This is a genomic window from Pseudomonas sp. NPDC089741, from assembly GCF_044748825.1.
In the GTDB taxonomy this organism is placed as follows: Bacteria; Pseudomonadota; Gammaproteobacteria; order Pseudomonadales; family Pseudomonadaceae; genus Aquipseudomonas; species Aquipseudomonas helmanticensis.
Window position 1 is genome coordinate 27,410 of the sequence record NZ_JBIVGT010000003.1, and the last position, 19,132, is coordinate 46,541.

21 protein-coding genes are annotated in these 19,132 nt (G+C 60.6%); 12 read left to right on the plus strand and 9 right to left on the minus strand.

The window, feature by feature from the left end; translation table 11 throughout:
* The first annotated feature begins 101 nt into the window (after positions 1 to 101).
* Complete coding sequence (locus ACIPZE_RS04140) at positions 102 to 560, plus strand: GNAT family N-acetyltransferase (RefSeq protein ID WP_400771553.1); 459 nt, start codon at positions 102 to 104, stop codon at positions 558 to 560.
* On the opposite strand, the gene ACIPZE_RS04145 is transcribed toward ACIPZE_RS04140, so the two are convergent.
* Positions 551 to 859, minus strand: a complete 309-nt coding sequence (locus ACIPZE_RS04145) for a hypothetical protein (protein WP_283436019.1) — start codon at positions 857 to 859, stop codon at positions 551 to 553. The genes ACIPZE_RS04140 and ACIPZE_RS04145 overlap by 10 nt on opposite strands.
* A 159-nt stretch (positions 860 to 1,018) precedes the next feature.
* On the opposite strand from ACIPZE_RS04145, the gene ACIPZE_RS04150 reads away from it, so the two are divergent.
* Entirely contained in the window at positions 1,019 to 2,464 is a 1,446-nt protein-coding gene (locus ACIPZE_RS04150) for a SulP family inorganic anion transporter (RefSeq protein WP_400771556.1), read from the plus strand.
* 184 nt (positions 2,465 to 2,648) lie between these two features.
* Here ACIPZE_RS04150 and ACIPZE_RS04155 read toward each other — a convergent pair whose 3' ends face one another.
* A complete protein-coding gene (locus tag ACIPZE_RS04155) occupies positions 2,649 to 3,161 on the minus strand; it encodes a carboxymuconolactone decarboxylase family protein (RefSeq protein ID WP_283436021.1) in 513 nt (170 codons plus the stop codon).
* 284 nt (positions 3,162 to 3,445) lie between these two features.
* Between ACIPZE_RS04155 and ACIPZE_RS04160 the strand changes: the two genes are divergently transcribed.
* The gene (locus ACIPZE_RS04160) at positions 3,446 to 4,261 is read left to right on the plus strand and encodes a cupin domain-containing protein (RefSeq protein WP_400771559.1); all 816 of its coding nucleotides are present in this window, start codon (positions 3,446 to 3,448) and stop codon (positions 4,259 to 4,261) included.
* A gap of 4 nt (positions 4,262 to 4,265) precedes the next feature.
* Here ACIPZE_RS04160 and ACIPZE_RS04165 read toward each other — a convergent pair whose 3' ends face one another.
* Positions 4,266 to 5,159 carry a DMT family transporter gene (locus tag ACIPZE_RS04165; RefSeq protein WP_400771562.1) on the minus strand — a complete coding sequence of 298 codons (894 nt, stop codon included), beginning with the start codon at positions 5,157 to 5,159 and terminating at the stop codon, positions 4,266 to 4,268.
* A 90-nt stretch (positions 5,160 to 5,249) separates the two neighbouring features.
* Between ACIPZE_RS04165 and ACIPZE_RS04170 the strand changes: the two genes are divergently transcribed.
* Both ACIPZE_RS04170 and ACIPZE_RS04175 read left to right on the plus strand, forming a co-directional pair.
* Complete coding sequence (locus ACIPZE_RS04170) at positions 5,250 to 6,581, plus strand: PLP-dependent aminotransferase family protein (RefSeq protein ID WP_400771565.1); 1,332 nt, start codon at positions 5,250 to 5,252, stop codon at positions 6,579 to 6,581.
* An 84-nt stretch (positions 6,582 to 6,665) separates the two neighbouring features.
* On the plus strand, positions 6,666 to 7,058 hold the full coding sequence (locus ACIPZE_RS04175; protein ID WP_283436025.1) for a cytochrome c family protein: 393 nt from the start codon (positions 6,666 to 6,668) through the stop codon (positions 7,056 to 7,058).
* Positions 7,059 to 7,132: 74 nt separating this feature from the next.
* Here the strand turns inward: ACIPZE_RS04175 and ACIPZE_RS04180 are convergent, their stop codons facing one another.
* The gene (locus ACIPZE_RS04180) at positions 7,133 to 8,023 is read right to left on the minus strand and encodes a LysR substrate-binding domain-containing protein (protein WP_400771568.1); all 891 of its coding nucleotides are present in this window, start codon (positions 8,021 to 8,023) and stop codon (positions 7,133 to 7,135) included.
* Positions 8,024 to 8,183: 160 nt separating this feature from the next.
* Here ACIPZE_RS04180 and ACIPZE_RS04185 point away from each other — a divergent pair, with 160 nt between their 5' ends.
* Both ACIPZE_RS04185 and ACIPZE_RS04190 read left to right on the plus strand, forming a co-directional pair.
* Entirely contained in the window at positions 8,184 to 9,485 is a 1,302-nt protein-coding gene (locus tag ACIPZE_RS04185) for an NAD(P)/FAD-dependent oxidoreductase (protein WP_400771571.1), read from the plus strand.
* A 51-nt stretch (positions 9,486 to 9,536) separates the two neighbouring features.
* A complete protein-coding gene (locus ACIPZE_RS04190; RefSeq protein WP_400771573.1) occupies positions 9,537 to 10,625 on the plus strand; it encodes a polyamine ABC transporter substrate-binding protein in 1,089 nt (362 codons plus the stop codon).
* Positions 10,626 to 10,746: 121 nt separating this feature from the next.
* Here ACIPZE_RS04190 and ACIPZE_RS04195 read toward each other — a convergent pair whose 3' ends face one another.
* A complete protein-coding gene (locus ACIPZE_RS04195) occupies positions 10,747 to 12,441 on the minus strand; it encodes a diguanylate cyclase (protein ID WP_400771576.1) in 1,695 nt (564 codons plus the stop codon).
* A 171-nt stretch (positions 12,442 to 12,612) separates the two neighbouring features.
* On the opposite strand from ACIPZE_RS04195, the gene ACIPZE_RS04200 reads away from it, so the two are divergent.
* A complete protein-coding gene (locus ACIPZE_RS04200) occupies positions 12,613 to 12,948 on the plus strand; it encodes a hypothetical protein (RefSeq protein ID WP_129394472.1) in 336 nt (111 codons plus the stop codon).
* 74 nt (positions 12,949 to 13,022) lie between these two features.
* Here the strand turns inward: ACIPZE_RS04200 and ACIPZE_RS04205 are convergent, their stop codons facing one another.
* Both ACIPZE_RS04205 and ACIPZE_RS04210 read right to left on the minus strand, forming a co-directional pair.
* On the minus strand, positions 13,023 to 13,424 hold the full coding sequence (locus ACIPZE_RS04205) for a hypothetical protein (RefSeq protein ID WP_400771579.1): 402 nt from the start codon (positions 13,422 to 13,424) through the stop codon (positions 13,023 to 13,025).
* Positions 13,425 to 13,546: 122 nt separating this feature from the next.
* Positions 13,547 to 14,116: a chorismate mutase gene (locus ACIPZE_RS04210; protein WP_400771582.1), complete on the minus strand. Its 570-nt coding sequence runs from the start codon at positions 14,114 to 14,116 to the stop codon at positions 13,547 to 13,549.
* Between the two features lie 199 nt (positions 14,117 to 14,315).
* Between ACIPZE_RS04210 and ACIPZE_RS04215 the strand changes: the two genes are divergently transcribed.
* The 3 genes from ACIPZE_RS04215 to ACIPZE_RS04225 all read left to right on the plus strand — a co-directional run bounded on the left by ACIPZE_RS04215 (position 14,316) and on the right by ACIPZE_RS04225 (position 17,499).
* Entirely contained in the window at positions 14,316 to 15,674 is a 1,359-nt protein-coding gene (locus tag ACIPZE_RS04215) for an MATE family efflux transporter (RefSeq protein ID WP_400771584.1), read from the plus strand.
* A gap of 174 nt (positions 15,675 to 15,848) precedes the next feature.
* Complete coding sequence (locus tag ACIPZE_RS04220; protein WP_400771587.1) at positions 15,849 to 16,847, plus strand: acyltransferase family protein; 999 nt, start codon at positions 15,849 to 15,851, stop codon at positions 16,845 to 16,847.
* 94 nt (positions 16,848 to 16,941) lie between these two features.
* Complete coding sequence (locus ACIPZE_RS04225; RefSeq protein WP_283436034.1) at positions 16,942 to 17,499, plus strand: YceI family protein; 558 nt, start codon at positions 16,942 to 16,944, stop codon at positions 17,497 to 17,499.
* Positions 17,500 to 17,514: 15 nt separating this feature from the next.
* Here the strand turns inward: ACIPZE_RS04225 and ACIPZE_RS04230 are convergent, their stop codons facing one another.
* Both ACIPZE_RS04230 and ACIPZE_RS04235 read right to left on the minus strand, forming a co-directional pair.
* Positions 17,515 to 17,727, minus strand: a complete 213-nt coding sequence (locus tag ACIPZE_RS04230; RefSeq protein WP_283436035.1) for a YXWGXW repeat-containing protein — start codon at positions 17,725 to 17,727, stop codon at positions 17,515 to 17,517.
* 42 nt (positions 17,728 to 17,769) lie between these two features.
* Entirely contained in the window at positions 17,770 to 18,093 is a 324-nt protein-coding gene (locus ACIPZE_RS04235) for a YXWGXW repeat-containing protein (RefSeq protein WP_129394465.1), read from the minus strand.
* A 254-nt stretch (positions 18,094 to 18,347) separates the two neighbouring features.
* On the opposite strand from ACIPZE_RS04235, the gene ACIPZE_RS04240 reads away from it, so the two are divergent.
* The gene (locus ACIPZE_RS04240) at positions 18,348 to 19,034 is read left to right on the plus strand and encodes a GNAT family N-acetyltransferase (RefSeq protein WP_400771592.1); all 687 of its coding nucleotides are present in this window, start codon (positions 18,348 to 18,350) and stop codon (positions 19,032 to 19,034) included.
* Positions 19,035 to 19,132: the final 98 nt, after the last annotated feature.

Sequence of the window (19,132 nt, forward strand, 5' to 3'; positions counted from 1 at the left end):
ATTTCGGTTTCGCAATATACAAAACTATATAGCGGTGAATCCAGCATACTCGACGCGCAGCGCTATGCTGGTTCGATCATTGATGTAAAAAAGGAGGGGAAATGGCCATTCAGGCATTGCGCGCGGGCGCTGCACAGCTGGACGCGGTGGCGCAGTTATTCGACGCCTATCGAGGTTTTTACCAGCAACCGCCGAATCTTGAGCAATCACGCGCGTTCATCGCCGAGCGCATGGCCGGCAATGAATCAGCGATTTTTCTGGTGCAGGATGAGTCCGGCGCGGCGCTGGGATTTGTGCAGTTGTACCCGACGTTTTCGTCGATCGACGCCCATCGCACCTGGTTGCTCAGCGATCTGTTCACCACACCCGCTGCCCGTGGTCGCGGGGTAGGTCGCTTGCTGATGAACACGGCGCGAGAGTTTGCACTGCAGACCGGCGCCAAAGGCCTGATGCTGGAAACCGCCACCGATAACGTCACGGCGCAGGGTTTGTACGAGTCGCTGGGGTACGTGCGCGACAGCGGTTACTACACCTACCTGCTCGATTTGCGTCAGGGTTGAGTGGCTTCGCGCAGTAACGTTTCGATCTGCGCCAATTCCCAGGTGCTAAGCAAACTCACCGGATCGGTGCCGTAACGCTGCCAAGTGTCGAATGCGCCATGCCTGCCATCGCCAGTGCGGGCGTGTTCACAGTGATGTAATCGGCCATCTGCAAAATCCAGCAGCAGAGACCAGCCGTCGATGTCGACCGCGACCATCCCGGCCGCGTTCGGCCGCTCGCAGACGTTGAACGCCAGCACGCCGAGCGCAGCGTCACGCAAACGCTGGCACACTTCGCGGGCGGTAATAAAAGAGCCCATGTTTCAACTCGACGAACAGAAGAGCGCGCCAGCATAAAGCCGAAGTCGACAAGTGTCAGCGATCACTGGCCCGATCCCGGACATTTCCGTAACATCCGCACCCCTCAAATCCCGCGAACATCTGCGGCCGCGCACGGCGGCCGCTCAGTCAGGTACAGCATGAAACCGATTCGTCTGCGCGCCGATGTCCTGGCCGGACTCACCACCTCGTTTGCCCTGTTGCCCGAATGCATTGCGTTCGCGCTGGTGGCGCACCTCAATCCGTTGATGGGCCTGTACGGCGCCTTCATCATTTGTACATTGACCGCGTTGTTCGGCGGGCGGCCGGGCATGGTCTCCGGCGCGGCCGGTTCGATGGCGGTGGTGATCGTTGCGCTGGTGGTCCAGCACGGCGTGCAATATCTGCTGGCGACGGTGCTGCTCGGCGGCTTGATCATGATGGCGTTCGGACTGTTGCGCCTGGGCAAACTGGTGCGGATGGTGCCGCACCCGGTGATGCTCGGCTTCGTCAACGGCCTGGCGATCATTATCGCGCTGGCGCAACTGGAGCATTTCAAAAGCGGCGAAGCGTGGCTCAGCGGTACGCCGTTGTACTGGATGACCGGGTTGGTGGCGCTGACCATGGCCATCGTTTACGTCCTGCCGCGCCTGACCAAAGCGGTGCCGCCGGCGCTGGTGGCGATCCTCGGCGTCGGTCTGCTGGTCTACCTGTTCGGCCTGCCGACGCGCACCCTCGGCGACATGGCGCACATTGCCGGCGGCTTGCCAACGTTGGCCTTGCCGGACATCCCGTTGACCTTCGAGACCCTGCGCATCATCGCCCCGTACGCGATCCTGATGGCGCTGGTCGGTTTGCTGGAAACCCTGCTGACGCTTAATCTCACCGACGAAATCACCGAAACCCGTGGCTACCCGGACCGCGAATGCGTGGCGCTGGGCGCGGCGAACATGGTCTCGGGTGCATTCGGTGGCATGGGCGGTTGCGCGATGATCGGCCAGACCGTGATCAACCTCAGCTCGGGCGGGCGCGGGCGTTTGTCCGGGGTGGTCGCGGGCGTGCTGATTCTGTTGTTCATCCTGTTTCTGTCACCGCTGATCGAGCGCATTCCGCTGGCGGCGTTGGTCGGTGTGATGTTCGTGGTGTCGCAGCAGACCTTCGCCTGGGCGTCGTTGCGCGTGATCAACAAAGTCCCGCTCAACGATGTGCTGGTGATCATCGCGGTGACTACCATCACCGTGTTCACCGATCTGGCCACCGCCGTGCTGTGCGGGATCATCATTGCCGCACTGAATTTCGCCTGGCAGCAGGCCCGCGAGCTGTACGCCGATGAACATCTGGAGGCGGACGGCAGCAAGCTCTATCGCCCGCATGGCACGCTGTTCTTTGCCTCGACCACGCCGTTTCTCAACCAGTTCGACCCGGCCAACGACCCGCAAAAGGTCACGCTGGATTGCCGGCATCTGAGCTTTGTCGATTACTCGGCGATTGCCGCACTGAAAACCCTGCGCGAGCGTTACGCCAAGGCCGGCAAGCACCTGCAAGTGTTTCATCTCTCGGAACGCTGCAAAAAACTGCTGAAACGCGCCGACATCCATCACGACTGACACACCCCGTGTAGGAGCTGCCGCAGGCTGCGATCTGTTGATCTGGTCTTTAAAAACCAAGTCAAAAGATCGCAGCGTGCCGCAGCTCCTACAGGGAGTGGGTTAGATGGCGGGGAAGTCGATGTCCGTCAGCGCGGGGTGGTTTGGATGGCGGGTAAATCGATGTCCGTCAGCGCGGGGTGGTTTAGATGGCGGGGAAATCAATGTCTGTCAGGGCGCTGTTGTTCAGGTAGTTGGTCAGCGTCTGCACCGCCACCAGCGCGATCACTTCAATGATTTTCACGTCGTCGATCCCGGCAGCGCGGGCGGCGGCGATCTGCTCGTCGCTCAAGTGCCCGCGCGTCTCGGTCAGTTGCTGGGCGAGGGCTGCGTAGGCGTTCAATTCGCCCTGACGCGCCGCGCCGATCTCCTGCGCCGACAGCCCGGCCTTGCCGGCAAACAGGGTGTGCGCCGCCAGGCAATAATCGCAGCCGTTGACCTGGGAGGTGGCGAGGTACACGGCTTCTTTTTCCTTGGCGCTCAATGAGGTCTTGCCGAGGATCGCCGAGGCTTGCACGTACGTTTCCAGCGCGACTGGGGCCTTGGCCAGGGTCGTGAAGACGTTGGGCAGGAAGCCGATTTTCTTCTTCACACCCTCCAGCACTGGACGGCTGGCGTCGGTGGCGTTTTCGAGGCTGATGGCGGTGATGCGGCTCATGGTGATTCTCCGAAAGTCCGGCGCGAAATGCGCCGGCGATGGAGAGGATGTTAGGGATCGCGGATGGTGCTTTGGCGGCAAATCGTCGAGGATATGCGACAGATCGTCCAGAAATGCCCGCGCACTGATAAATTTATGCTGACATGGCGGACGCCTTCGCGAGCAAGCCCGCTCCCACAGGGGAACGCGTTTCAAATGTGGGAGGGGGCTTGCTCGCGAAGATCGCGCCACGGTATCGACGGTGAAACTACACAAGCAGCAGCCAAATACAGCCGGAGTCGACCATGGATCGCCTGTCTACGTTACTCAGCCATTTCGGCGTGAATGCCGGCACCTTCCACAGCGGCGCGTTTTGCGGTGTCGCCGTGCATGAAGGCGAGCCGGCCGGCCATGTGCATCTGTTGCAGTCCGGTGAGTTGCTGCTCAAACCCGGCAATGGGCGTGAGATCAAACTCAACGAGCCTTCACTGATTTTCTTCCCTAGACCGTTTCCCCATCGAATGTTTGCCGACGAAGCCACGAACACCCAAGTGGTCTGCGCCACGCTGACGTTTGACGGTGGTTCAGGCAATGCGCTGGCGGCGGCGCTGCCGGATTATCTGGTGCTGAAGCTCACTGAAATCCCAGAGCTGGGCGGCACCCTCGAATGGTTGTTCAAAGAAGCCTTCGAAGGCCATTGCGGGCGTGTCGCGGTGATGGACCGGCTGTTTGAATTACTGGTGATTCTGCTGTTGCGCCACCTGATCGGCAGTCGTGATCAGCAGCCGGGAATGATGGCCGGGCTGGCCGATCCACGGTTGTCGCGCGCCTTGAACCTGATGCACGAGCAACCGCAAAAGCCGTGGAGCGTGGCCGATCTCGCGACCGCTGCCAACCTGTCGCGCGCAGGTTTTGCCGAGCATTTTCGCCGTGTAGTCGGGCAGACTCCGGCGGATTATCTGCTGAGCTGGCGGGTCAGCCTCGCGCAAAAGCGTCTGCGCGAGGGCAAGCCGATTGCGCTGATTGCCGAAGAGATCGGCTATGAAAGTCCCTCGGCGCTGGCCCGGGCGTTTCGTCGCAAGACCGGGCTCAGCCCACGCGAGTGGAAGGCTGGCGCCTGAGTGTTTATCGGGCGAATTTCTTCGCCCCGGCCACACACAGAATCACCCCCAGCGTCACGGCGAGCATGCTGAGGCTGACCTGCTCGTGCAGCAATGTCGCCGCCAGCGCCAGGCCAAAAAACGGTTGCAGTAACTGCAATTGCCCGACAGCGGCGATCCCGCCCTGAGCGAGTCCGCGATACCAGAACACGAAGCCGATCAGCATGCTGAACAGCGAGACGTAAGCCAGACACAGCCACGCCGACAGGCTGATGTGGCTGAACGAGGCGGGCGCCAGCCACAGGCTGAGCAGCGCCATCAATGGCAACGACAGCACCAGCGCCCAACAAATCACCTGCCAGCCGCCAAGGGTTCGCGACAGTTTTGCGCCTTCGGCGTAACCGAGGCCACAGGCCATAATGGCCGCGAGCATCAGCAGATCACCGGTGGGCGAGGCAGTCAGTCCCTGCGACAGCGCGAAGCCGACCACCAGGGCACTGCCAAGCAGCGAAAACAGCCAGAACACTGACCGTGGGCGTTCGCCGCCACGCAGCACGGCGAAAATCGCCGTCGCCAGCGGCAGCAGGCCGACAAACACAATCGAATGCGCCGACGTCACGTGTTGCAGGGCCAGCGCGGTCAGCAGCGGAAAGCCGAGCACCACGCCCATCGCCACGATAAACAATGACAACCATTGCTGGCGCGCCGGGCGGCGTTGGCGAAACAACCACAACAGCGCCACCGCGAGGACGCCGGCGATGGCCGCACGCATCACCGTGAGAAACACCGGATCGAACTCCAGCACCGCCAGGCGCGTGGCCGGCAGCGAGCCGCTGAAGATCACCACGCCGATGAAGCCATTGATCCAGCCGCTGGTTTTTTCCAGCGCCGGGGTAGTCAGATGGGTGGTTCGTTCCATACGAGGTCGCGCTCAGAGGTGGGTTGCATTGGCGCAATCCTATGGCTGAGAATCAGCACAATCAAAGAATTGTCATGGATACATCCCGGCATGCCGCGCTCCCGCTACAAGACCCTCGTTGACACCTTTGCGGCAGATATTCGTTCGGGGCAACTGGCGCCAGGAACGCGCTTGCCGACGCATCGCCAATTGGCCACGCAGGAGGGCCTGGCGCTGGTCACCGCTTCCCGGGTTTACGCCGAGCTGGAAGCGATGGGCCTGGTCAGCGGCGAAACCGGGCGCGGCACGTTCGTGCGCGAAACGTCGCTGGCGCCGGGGCAGGGCATCGATCAGAAAGACGTGGCGGTCGGCATGATCGACCTCAATTTCAATTACCCGTCATTGCCCGGTCAGGCCGACCTGTTGCGCACGGCGTTGCGCCAACTGGCGTTGTCCGGTGACCTCGAAGCCTTGTTGCGTTATCAGCCGCATGCCGGCCGCTCGCACGAGCGCGCCTCGGTCGCCCGTCACCTGCTGAGCCGTGGCGTCAACGTCGACGCCGAGCAGGTGCTGATCGTCAACGGCGCCCAGCAAGGGTTGGCGGTAACGCTGATGGCGCTGCTCAAGCCTGGCGATGTGATTGCGGCAGATGCGCTGACCTATTCCGGGTTCAAGGTGCTGGCCGAAGCGCTGCATCTGGAAGTCGTGGCGATCCCGTTCAACGATCAGGGACCGGATCTCGCCGCACTGGACAAGCTCTGCCACAGCCGCTCGGTACGTGCCGTCTACAGCATGCCGACGCTGCACAATCCGTTGGGTTGGGTGATGCCATTGGCGCAACGCGAGCAACTGGTGGCGATTGCCCGTCGGCATGATCTGATCCTCATTGAGGACGCGGCCTACGCGTTTCTGGTCGACAACCCGCCAGCCGCGCTGATCGACCTGGCACCGGAGCGCACCCTGTACGTCTCGGGGCTGTCGAAAAACATCGCCACCGGCCTGCGCGTCGGCTTCATCGCCGCGCCGGCGCAGAAGGTGCCGGCGCTGGAGCGGATCATTCGTGCCACGACCTGGAACACCCCAGGTGTGATGACGGCGATCGCTTGCGGCTGGCTGGATGACGGCACTGTCACCGCGCTCGAAGAGCAAAAGCGCAACGACGCCAGGGCGCGGCAGGCGTTGGCTGCAAAACTGCTGAAAGGATTGAAAGTCATCGGCCATCCGGCCTCGTACTTCGTGTGGCTGCCGCTCCCGGAAGACGTGCGTGCCGATCAGATCGTCGTCGAGTTGATGCACGCACAGATTTCGGTGACCAGCGCCGAACCGTTTTCAGTGTCGGCGCATGTGCCGCATGCGATACGTCTGGCGCTGGGCTCGGTGGACATGGAGGTTTTGCGTCAGGCGTTGATCACGGTCAGAAAAGTCATCGGCGCTTATTTGTAAAAACCGCTCTAGCCCGAGAGCAAGCGCCCTCGCCACAAAATGGTAGCCTTGGCACAATTGCATGACACCGTTCTGGATGGCCCGATGAAAAACACCGCGTCACTGTTCCTTACCCTGATGTTCAGCGCAGGCCTGTTCAGCAGCATCGCCCAGGCTGCGGGCGATCCCGAAGCCGGTGCGAAAATCTTCCCGCGCCTGTGCGGCGGCTGCCATCAGGTCGGCGAATCCGCGCGTCCGGGGTTCGGCCCGCAACTCAACGGCATCTTCGGCCGACCCGCCGGCACATCGGCGAACTACGTGTATTCCGAGGCGATGAAAAATTCCGGGGTGACCTGGGACCGGGACACGCTGACGGCCTATCTGAAAGATCCCAAAGGCGTGGTGCCGGGCACGCGCATGATTTTCTGGGGCCTCAGCGACGAAGAGAAACTCGATAATCTGTTGGCCTATCTGCAAACCTTCCCGGCACAACTGTAGGAGCTGCCGCAGGCTGCGATCTTTTGATCTTGTCTTTAAAAACAAAATCAACAGATCGCAGCCTGCGGCAGCGCCTACAGGGGGATTTTGGTTGTGGCTTGGTTGGCAAACCATTGCATGACCAGCGCGCAGGCCGGATGCGATGCAGCTTCCGGTTGCAGGCACAACGCATAAACGCCGCCAGTGCGCAGCGGTTCACCGAATGGCACGACCAGCAAACCGCGTTCGATCGACTCCGCCGCCAAGGTCATGTCCGTCACCGCCACGCCCAATCCCCGCGCCGCCGCATCCAGAGCCAGCTCATCGAGGTTGAACGGGATGTGCCGGTATTCCTCCAGCGGTTTTCCCTCGTTTGCTGCCAGCCATTCGATCCATGCCTGACGATCCGCCGAGCGATGCAGTAATGGAAAGCGCCGCAGTTCTTCCACCGATCGAGGCGCGTCTGCCAGGTTCGGTGAACACACCGGCACCAGCGTTTCTTCGAACAGCGTCAGGCAATCGGGATCGCTGGACGGCTGCGGCAGATAGACGATGTAGGCGTCACTGTCGCTCGCCGGCTCGACCACCTCGGTGGCGACGGTTTCAATCGCCAGTGACACCTCGGGATGGCGCAGGTAAAAGTCGCTGAGTTTCGGCAACAGCCAGCGCACCGCGAGCGACACATGCATGCGAATGCGCAACGGGCGCTTTTGCGGGGCGAGGCGTTCTTCCAGGGTTTTCAGTTGGTCAAGGATGCTGCGGGCGCTGGCCAGTACCTGTTCGCCCTCCGTGGTCAGGCGCAGGCTGCGACTGGTGCGGATGAACAACGGCACATTGAAGTGATGTTCCAGTTGCTGGATCTGCCGGCTTATCGCGCTTTGCGTCAGGCAAAGGCTTTGTGCCGCGCTGGTAAAACTGCCGCAGCGAGCGACTTCGACCAAGGCTTGCAGGGCTTGCAGTGAGGGCACGTGGCGGATTTTATCCATGCGTTTTCCGAATGGCTCGATGATTTTATAACGTTGGTTGTGGTGACGAAGACCTTATAGATTTTAGCTCTGGCGGCAATCTTCTCAAGCAGCTCATGCGATTCACGCATGGACGCTGTGCAGAAGCAAGCCGCAGAACGACAGTCGAATGAGGTGGTGCATGGAAAACGTATGTGGCTGGATCGCGCAGGCTGGCAGCTCGCCGGAACGTGGTCGCCTGAGTGGTGCGCAGAAGGCCGACTGGCTGGTAATCGGTGGCGGCATCACCGGCCTCAGCGCCGCGCATACCCTTGCCGAAATGCATCCGCAGGCACGCATCGTCGTGGTTGATCGGCAGCGGGCGGCGCAAGGCGCATCGGCACGCAACTCGGGATTCGTCGTTGCCCATGAGCATCCGGCGCACAGCGAACTGATGGGCGCGCCTGGCTTCGCCGGGTTTGAAATCGACACGAATATTTCCCGCGCCGCCAGCGAGGAAGTGCGCCAACGCATCGCCCGCCACGGCATCGAATGCGACTTTCGCGACAGCGGTTATTACTTTGCCGTCAACGATCGGGCCAAGCTCGACCAGGTCGACGCCAAACTGGCGACCCTGCGCGCCCTCGGCGCCCGTGCGGAATTTCTGCAAGGCGCGGCATTGGCGCAAAAGCTCGGCACTTGCCACTACGAGGCGGCGATCTGCTGTGGCAATGGCAACGCGTTGTTGCAGCCAGCCAAGTACGTGAAGGGCTTGCTCAATGCCTTGCCGGGCAGCATCACCGTGTACGAAAACACCGACATCAGCGGTCTTGAACGCCTGAGCCAGGGGCGTCTGCGCGCCAATGCCGTAGAGGGCAGCATCGAAGCGAAAAAAGTCCTGGTGTGCCTCAACGCTTTTATTCCCCGGGTCGGAATCGCTGACAGCGCCACGTTCCCGATGGAACTGAGTGCCAGCCTGACGCGGCCCCTCACCGATCAGGAGTTCCAGGCCATCGGCGCCGTCGAGCCTTGGGGCGTGCTGTCGACGCGGCCGCTCGGGGCCACGGTGCGGTTGACCCCGGATCGTCGGGTGATGATCCGCAACACCGCCGAATACCGTACGCGCGATCTCTCCAACAGCGAACTGGCGGTGCGCCGTCAACACCACGTTCGCGGCTTGCAGCGACGTTTTCCGTTCATCGGCGAACAAGACATCGACTACTCCTGGACCGGTCACTTGAGCGCGAGCCGCAGCGGCCAGGCGTTTTTCGATCGGGTCGAGGAGGGCGTGTTTGCCGTGGCCGGCTGCAATGGTTCCGGCGTTGCGCGCGGCACGTTGTGGGGCCGCCTGTTGGCGGAGCTGGCGTCGGGCGTCGACTCGCCACTGTTGCAATCAGTGATGCAGCGGGCCGAACCGGGCTGGCTGCCGCCACGTCCTTTTTTCGATATCGGTGCCATGCTTCGCATGCGCGTGGAGGCGGTCAGGGCCAGAACAGAAATCTGAATTTCCGCCTATCACACAAGAACAAAAGCCATTCCCTACAGGTGACAGAACATGCGCATCCACCGACTTTCTCTGGCAATCGCCCTCGCCGCAACGACAGCGAGCGCTTGCGCCGACGAAACCGTGAACATCTCCAACTGGAACAGCTACATCGCCCCTGACACGTTGGCCAATTTCACCCAGGCCACCGGCATCAAGACCACTTATGACATCCACGACAGCAACGAAGTGCTGGAGTCGAAGTTGATGACCGGCAACACCGGCTACGACGTGGTCAGCCCGTCGAACCATTTTCTCTCGCGGTTGATCAAGGCCGGAGCGATCCAGAAACTCGACAAGTCGCAGTTACCCAACTGGAAAAACCTCGATCCGGTATTGATGCAGAAACTTGAAGTGAACGACCCCGGCAACCAGTACGGCTATCCGTATATGTGGGGCACTGCCGGCATCGGCTACAACGTCGAGAAGATCAAGGCGATCTTCGGCAACACCGATGTCACGCATTCCTGGAAGATGTTTTTCGCCGAAGAAAACATCAAGAAACTCAGCCAGTGCGGCGTTGCGATCATTGACAACCCGACGCAGGTGTTGCCGATCACCCTTAATTATCTCGGCTTGCCGCCGCACAGCCACGAACCGGACGATTACAAAAAGGCCGAACAGGCATTGCTGAAGATCCGTCCGTACATTCAGTACTTCCACGCCTCGAAATACATCAGCGACCTGGCCAACGGCAACGTCTGTGCGGTGATTGGTTTCAACGGCGACATCGTTCAGGCAGCGGCGAGCGCCAAGGAAGCGAAAAACGGCATCGACATCGCTTATTCGATTCCCGACGAAGGCACGACCTTGTGGTTCGACATGCTGGTGATGCCAAAAAGCGCACCGCATGAGCACAATGGCTACGCCTATATGAATTACCTGCTTGAACCGAAAGTGATCGCCAACATCAGCAACAGCATTCACTACGCCAACCCTAACGCGGCGGCCAATGAGTTCCTCAAACCGGACGTGAAGGAGGACGCGGCGATCTACCCGCCGAAAAGCGTGATGGAGAAACTGTTCACCGTGGAAGAATTGCCGGCGAAGATCGCACGCCTGTCGACGCGGTTGTGGACCAAGCTGAAAACCAATACCTGAGCCAATTCAATCCAACCCAACCTGATGCGACCTGACGCGACGTTACCTGTAGGAGCTGCCGCAGGCTGCGATCTTTTGATCTTGTTTTTTACAATCAAAAGATCGCAGCCTGCGGCAGCTCCTACAGGGTCGTGGATGTGGATGTGGATGTGGATGTGGGCGTGGTGTTGTGGCTGGCGACTTGATTGCGGCCCGCCGCTTTTGCCTGATACAGCTGTTGATCGGCGCGTTTGATCAGCGCCGTGTGGCTGTTGTCCGCCGGGTCCGCCAGAGCGACGCCGATACTCACCGTCACATGCCCGACGTCCGGGAAGTGCGCCGCCGCAATCGCCGTGCGAATCTTCTCGGCGACCACTTCAGGGGTATCGGGCTGGGCAATTTCCGGCAGCAGCACCGCGAACTCTTCGCCGCCGTAACGAGCGACGAAATCGGTGGTGCGCAGGCTGCTCTCAATCAATTGCGCCAACTGCTGCAAAACCTCATCGCCGATGGCATGGCCGTACGTGTCATTGATGCGTTTGAAATGGTCGGCATCGATCAACAGCAGGGCAAACGGGCGTCCCGTCCGTCGCGACAGCAGGGTGTATTCGCTGATCTTTTCGTCGAAACGCCGGCGGTTGTAGACGCCGCTCAAGGCATCGTGCGTTGCCAGGCTCAACAGTTCGGCGTTGGCCTGAGTCAGTGCGGCGGTGCGCTGCGCCACGGTCGCCTCCAGCGAAGCATTGGCTTCCTGCAACTCGCGCTCCTTGCCGAGCAGCGATTGCGTCATCGCATCGATGGATTGGCCGAGCTGGGCAATTTCCCGCACCGGATGCTGCAACGGGAAATGCGCGCCGGGCTGGTTGTCCTGCACCTGCTTGGCCGAGCGCGCGAGCTGCTCGATCGGCCGGCTCAGGTACAGCGCCAGATAATAGGCAACGAGGCCGAACACCACAGCCGCCAAGACACCGGCGATCAGCAACTTATACAGCAGCAGATGCGCCGGTTGCAGCGCGGTTTCCAGTGGCTGGCGCACGGCAATCGACCAGGACAATTGCGTGCTTGACGGAGTCGGCACGGTGACCATGCTGGTCAGATAACCGTTGCCCACCGTCCAGCCCGGCGACTTTGCATCACTCACCGGTAATTGCTGGCCCATCAAGGCCTCGGGGTACAGCACTTTACCGTCGTGATCGATGATCAACGCCTCGATATCCGGCGCCGAACTCTTATGCGAAAACGTCGCCGATTCGACAATGTGCGTGACCCAGTTCCAGTGCGCGTGCGCGCCCAGTACGCCAATAACCTGGCCGTCGGCGTTACGAATCGGTGCGGCGAAATCGATAAAACGCAGGGGTTTGCCATTCGGCAAACCCGGCAGCAGTTTGGCCAACAACACGGCTTCGTGCGGATCGCCGGTGTATTCGCCACGCAGTCCGGCCTGGAACCATGGGCGCTGCTGCACCGATTGACCGACCAGCAAACCGTTCACCGCTTGATGCACCTGGCCTTCGGCATCGGTCACGCCCATCCACGCATATTCGGCGCGGGCCTGCGTGCGCAATTGCATCGACTTGAGAATCGCCGGGTTATCCAGATCGCCGCGCTCAAGATGTGGCGCGCGGCTGAGCAGATAAACCTCCAGCTGCCGCTCACGCAATTGTTCGCCGAGCAACGCCGCTGCCGAGCGCGCGGTATTGAGCAACGCATTGCCGCTGGCCTGCTTCATCTGTTCGGTGGCGATATGGCCGACATAGAAGCCCACGCTCAACAACGTCAGCAGGGACAAACCGGCAAACCAAAGGGTGAGATGGCTACGCAGACTGGCTTTGAACATGGGCAATGGCTGTCTTGATTGGCGTGGCGCCATGGTATGCGACATCGCCAACGGGCTGCCAGCGAAGCGCTAGATGAAACTTTCCCAGGTTGATACCAATGAGCCACTATTTTGGGTAAGGTGTGCGCCGCTCGAGAGACGGATCCCGGGCGTTTTCCATGGAGTTTTACAGTGAAGTATCTCAGCAAAGTAGTCGCCGCCGCCCTGTTCGGTGCGGTTCTGGCAGGTTGCACCGGCACCCCGATGAACACCCAACATTACGACAGCAGCCAATACACCGTGGTTGGTCACAGTGAAGCCACCGCCACCGGTCTGCTGCTGTTCGGCGTGATCCCGATCCAGCAGAACAACCGCTTCGTCCGCGCCCAGACTGCCGCGATCAAAGCCAAGGGCGGCGACGCCATGATCAACACACAAGTCCAGGAAAACTGGTTCTGGGCATGGGTCCTGACCGGCTACACCACCAAGATTTCCGGTGACGTGGTCAAACTGAAGACCGTGCAATAAGCCACGGTTGAACGCAAAAAAGCCCGGCTGATCAGGCCGGGCTTTTTTGTGGGTGTAGCGGTAGAACGATTGATTCAGGCAACACGGCGTTCGAGCAGACGATCGGAGCCACCTTCAGCAACACGGCGTTCGAGCAGACGATCAGAGCCACCTTCAGCAACACGGCGTTCGAGCAGACGATCGGAGCCACCTTCAGCAACACGGCGTTCGAGCAGACGGTCGGAGCCACCTTCAGCAACACGGCGTTCGAGCAGACGGTCGGAGCCACCTTCAGCAACACGGCGTTCGAGCAGACGGTCGGAGCCACCTTCGGCAACACGGCGTTCGAGCAGACGGTCGGAGCCACCTTCGGCAACGCGACTTTCAATCAGCTTGTCCGAACCGCCTTCGGCGATCATGGTGTGGGCCGGGGTAGCGGCAAAAGCGTTAACTGCGAAAACCGAGAAAGCGATGCTGAGAAGGGTTTGGCGTTTCATGATCGTGTGCTCCAGAAGTTGTTTGTTTGTCTGGAGCCGATCTTACGCCGCGGATTTTTTATGAGAACTTCATTGACGTGATGGTGACTATCGACGCCAGCGATGGTTGACCCAGCCCCGATTTACGGGGCCTTCGCGCGAATACACAACTCACCGGTGGCACGCGTCAGCGCCAGTTCATGCAACGCATCCTTGGTCAGGCCGCTGCGTGCCTTGGCCAGCCACGCCGGGCAGTTCGGGTCTTGGCGATACGGTAGGAAAGCGGCGTATTGCTGCAGTAACCGGGTTTGCAATTCGTCGAGCCGTGGACGAATCTGCTGACCGAGATCCGGGCGCGGCGTATCCGGTGCGGCACCGGCCGCCTGCCATTGTGCGAGCAGACCGTACTGCACCAGTTTATTTGCCTCCATCTGCGCCCCGATCAACTGCGCGACATCCTCCGCGTCGAGCTTGCGCTCGGCGGCCAGCGTGCGCGCATTGGCGATGACTTGCGCCTCGCGCGGACTGTCCTGGATGGGTTTGCCGCTGTCCCATTTAGTCAGGGCGACGAGGTCGCCGATGTTCAGGCGTTCGTTCAGGGTTTCCAGCAACGGCTTTAACGATTTCGGGGGCGCTGCGGCGGTGGCAGCGTGCGCACCGCTGGCCAATAAAGCGAGGAGGGTGCAGCTCAGCAGGTGGCGAACGTGGGGCATTAATCAGGCCTCGATCAGTAAAAAATGCAAGGCGTGTTGTTTATCACAGCTGCCGCTCCGCACCTACCGGCCCTTACCGAAAAAAAAAGCAATGGAGCAGCCAGTCGACACCGATTTGAAATGTTAATTGCGCCCCGCGAGCAAGTCACCGAAGCTATCCTGTCATAGCCCTCCCGCCGTCGAGATGGACCTCCATTCAATGCAAACCGCCACCGCCGTCAAACCCCTCTGGCACACCTACCTGCTGTTCCTGGCCCCCATGGTGCTGTCCAACTTCCTGCAATCGATGTCGGGCACGGTCAACAGCATCTACATCGGCCAGATGCTCGGTACCCAGGCGCTGGCGGCGGTGTCCGGGATGTTTCCCATCGTGTTCTTTTTCATTGCCCTGGTGATCGGCCTTGGTGCCGGCGCGGGCGTGTTGATCGGTCAGGCGTGGGGCGCGCGCGAACCGCACATGGTCAAGGCAATTGCCGGGGCGACGCTGTTGCTCGGGGTGTTGATCGGTCTGGTGGCGGCGGTGTTCGGCAGTGTGTTTGCGCGCCAGGCGTTGAGCGGGCTGGGGACGCCGGCGGATGTGCTCGACGATGCGGTGGCGTATGCCCATGTGATGATGTGGATTCTGCCGTCGTTGCTGGTGTTCGTATTGTTCACGCAGTTGCTGCGCGGGGTCAGCGACACGCTGTCGCCGTTGCTGGCGCTGATTGTGTCGACCTCGGTCGGCCTGGCGCTGACGCCGGCGCTGATTCGCGGCTGGTTCGGCCTGCCGCAATTGGGCATTCAGAGTGCGGCGTATGCCGGTCTGGCCGGTAACCTCGCGGCGATGGCGTGGTTGGCGTGGCGGTTGATTCGCAAGGGCCATCCGCTGGCGCCGGACCGCGAGTTCTTTGCCGCACTGCGACTCAATGGGGCAATTCTCGGCAAGGTGTTGCGCATCGGCCTGCCGACCGGGGTGCAGATGATTGTGCTGTCGTTGTCGGAGCTGGTGATTCTCGCGCTGGTCAACCAGCACGGCTCGCAAGCGACGGCGGCGTATGGTGCGGTGACACAGATCGTCAACTACGTGCAGTTCCCGGCGTTGTCGATTGCGATCACCGCGTCGATCCTTGGCGCGCAAGCCATCGGTGCCGGGCGCCTGGAACGCATGGGGCCGATTCTGCGCACCGGGCTATTGATCAACGTGTGCCTGACCGGCGGTCTGATCGTGCTGGGCTATCTGCTCTCGCATTGGCTGCTCGGGCTGTTCCTCACCGAGGACTCGACCCGGTTGATGGCCGAGCATCTGCTGCACATCATGTTGTGGAGCCTGTTGGTGTTCGGTTTCCAGGCGATCATCGGCGGGATCATGCGTGCCAGCGGTACGGTGCTGGTGCCGGTGGCCATCGCGATTATCTGCGTGGTCGGCGTGCAATTGCCGGCGGCCTACTGGCTGGATGCGCAATATGGTTTGCCGGGTGTGTGGATGGCGTTTCCGGTGGCGTATCTGGGGATGCTGATCTTGCAGACGCTGTATTACAAACTGGTCTGGCAACACCAGAAGATCGAACGACTGGTGTAGGAGCTGCCGAAGGCTGCGATCTTTTGATCTTTTGATCTTGCGCCGGCGTAATAAAAACAAGATCAACGGATCGCAGCCTGCGGCAGCTCCTACAGGGATGGATATTTTGCTGTTGTCCGGGGAGAAAGCATCGTAGGTTACGCGCCATAACGATAAGGACGTTTGAGGGTGTAAATGGGGGCTTTTCGACTGCTGTTGGCGGTGCTGGTTGCCGTTTCGCATATGGGCGTAACGTTCGCCGGGCTCAATCCCGGTGTGGTGGCGGTGATTTCCTTTCTGATCATCAGCGGTTTCGTCATGACTTCGCTGATCGAGCGTAACTACAGCTCGACCGGTAAAATCGCCTCGTTCTATCTGGACCGGGCCTTGCGCCTGTATCCGCAGTTTTTGTTCTACTTCATCGCGTCGTGCATCGTCGTGCACGTGCTGATGCCCGGTTCGGCGCCTGACCTCGAACTGACGGTGCCGCGCGTGGCCGCGAGCCTGTCCATGGTGCCGCTGGGTTTCTATATGTTCGGGGTTTCGAGCCTGTGGATTCTGCCGCCCGCGTGGTCGCTGGGGCTGGAGATGTGTTTTTACCTGGTGATTCCCTTTCTGCTTATCTTCAAGTGGCGCGGCGCGGCGTTCGCCTTGTCTGTCGGCGTATTTGTGCTGGCGTGTTTCGGCTACATCAACACCGATTACTACGGCTATCGCTTGTTGCCGGGCGTTCTGTTCATGTTTCTGTGCGGCAGCTATCTGTACAAAGCCAACAGCAGAGGAATGGCAGTGGTGGCCGCGACAACGATCGGCGCAGGGTTGCTGTTCGCGGCGATCATGGCGGGCGTGATCGAGCGTCAGCCCTACAACGCCGAGGTGACGTTGGGCACCGCATTGGGAATTCCAGCGGTGTATTGGCTGAGCCGGCTCAAGTATCACCGGGTCGACGAGTTTCTCGGCAACCTCAGTTATGGCGTGTTTCTCAATCACTTTGTGCTGATTTACGCGCTGCACGGTTTCTGGTCGGGGACGTACGACGCCGCAATCATTCTGGGCGTGTTGCTGGTCGCCTTTTCGCTCAGCTACCTGACTTACTACTGCATCGAACGGCCGGCGTTGAAATTGCGCCATCGGCTTCGGGCAGGCGTGCGAGCGGGAGCAACTGAAACGCGCAGCGCTGAAGCGCTGCTCTGATCCCAGGCGCGCCACGGTGGCAACTGGCGTAACCGGTGGATGTTTGCTTAAGTCAATCGAGGCCCATGACGTCTAGCGCTGTCCGGAGAATCCCATGTCGTTGCGATTGCTGCCAGCCGCTGCGTTTGTCCTGTGCGCCATTCCCGCTGCGCAAGCCGTCGAATACACACGGGTCAACACCCACGCCAGTCAGATCAGCTTCACTTACAACCAGATGGGTTCGCGGATGTACGGCACCTTCGGCAAGTTCGAGGCGACGCTGGATTTTGACAGCGAGCATCTCGACCGTGCCCACACCACCTTGCACATCGATCTGGCGAGCATCGATGCCGGTAGCGAGGATGCCAATACCGAACTGGTGAAACCGGCGTGGTTCGACACGGAAAAATTCCCCATGGCCGTGTTCGAATCGAGCCACTTCACCGAGGTCGCGCAAAACCGCTACCTGATTGCCGGCCAACTGACCCTCAAAGGCATTACCCGCGAGGTGCAAGTGCCGGTGGAATTGAAACCGGACAACGCGATCGGCATCTTTGACGGCGAACTGTTGCTCAAACGCGACGAGTTCGGCCTCGGCGCGGGGGAGTGGGCGGACACCGTGGTGTCCAAGGACATCGCGATCAAGTTCAAGGTGGTGGCGCCACAGCAGTGACGCCACGCGCGCCCATCAATACGCGCGCCAGTGCCCTGGCATCCAGCGCCACTGATTACCGGCCCAACGATAGTGGCCGCCGATCCAGTGATAACCCGGCGCCGGCATCACCGTTACCACTTCCACTGGCGGCGGAGGCCGATGTGGGCGGGCCGGCGCGACGACGCAACCGGACAGGGTGATTGCCACCAGCGTGGCGCCTAGCAGTGCTTTCAGATTTCTCGGCATAGGGGTTTCCCGGCAGATGAGGTGAGCAGGCGCTGGGGCAAATCAACGCACCCAATGCCCTTCGATCCAGAACCAGTTCGGCCCGCGAGCCTGCCAGTGGCCCGGTTTCCAGCGGGCGCCATAGCGCACCGGTTGCCAGTGCCCGGGCATCCACACATAACCGCGTCCTTGCCAACGCCAATGGCCCTGATCCCAGACATAACCGGGACGCGCGCCGGGCATCACTTCCATGCGCATTGGCGGCGGGGCTTGCTGGACGATCACCACCGGTTGCGCAAACACCGGCGCGCTGCTCAGCGCGGCAAGCGTCAACGGCACCAGCAACAGGGATTTCCGCCATTTCGACAGGGAACGCAACACGCTCATGACAACTCCTCGAGGCCTGCGTCGAAAAGTGAACGCAGCTGAGCAATTGGACGCTGAATCGGCGAAAGATCGCGTCTGGCGCGGATGAAATTTTTGTCAGGGACGCAGTGCGTGTGATTTGGGTTTTATGCCGGGCGGTTCGAAGTAAAAAAACTCGGTTATTCGCGAGCAAACGCTGGTCCCGTCACCACAGTTACAAGCTCAGCTGACCCACAAGGTATGATGTCGCGGTTTTCCGTCGGAGCTCACCCACCATGCCACGCATCACCCACTTCAAATCCCCATGCCCCGAAGGCGTCAACAGCCAGATTCTGCAAATGGTCGTCGATTACCTGACCGACATCAGCGCGGTCGGTCTCGGCCCGAGCAATCTGCTGTACAACGTCTATCAATACGCGGTCGGCTATGAGGTGCATCTGTATCTGGAAGCGCTGAGCGGCGAGAAGGGCACTGAGGTGGAATTGTTGGTCGCCACGGCTGAGGAAGACCCGGAACAGGTCACCGGTTTCCTCTTGTACCTGCCAGTGCAGGGCGATTGGGAGGCGTGCAGCGTTGCCTACATGGCGGTGCGCGAAGGGCATCGGCGTCAGGGCGTGGCGCGGGCGCTGATCAGCGAAATGGTCGGGCGTTATCCGCATGCCGAACTGGCCTGCACGGTCGGCAAAGTGCCGTATTTCGAAGCGATGGGCTTCGAAGTGATCGGCTCGCGCGAGACGCAGGTGCTGATGAGCACCCGGCATTACCGCAGTAACGGCTTGCGCGGTTTTATCGACACCACGCCGATCTACCGCTCGCTGGAAGTGCAGCAGATACACACCTATCTGCTGCAAAAGAACGGCAAGCGCGCCATGCTCGATGCCGAGAAACAGCGCGACCGGCATCTGGACCAGACCACCCGCCACGCCGAAGAATTCGTTCGTCAGCGCCTGACGGTGCACTGATTCGCGCACCCAAAAAAGCCATTCCCCCCCCCTATTCATACATCCCTTGTAGGAGCTGACGAGTGAAACGAGGCTGCGATCTTTTGATGTTGTTTTTC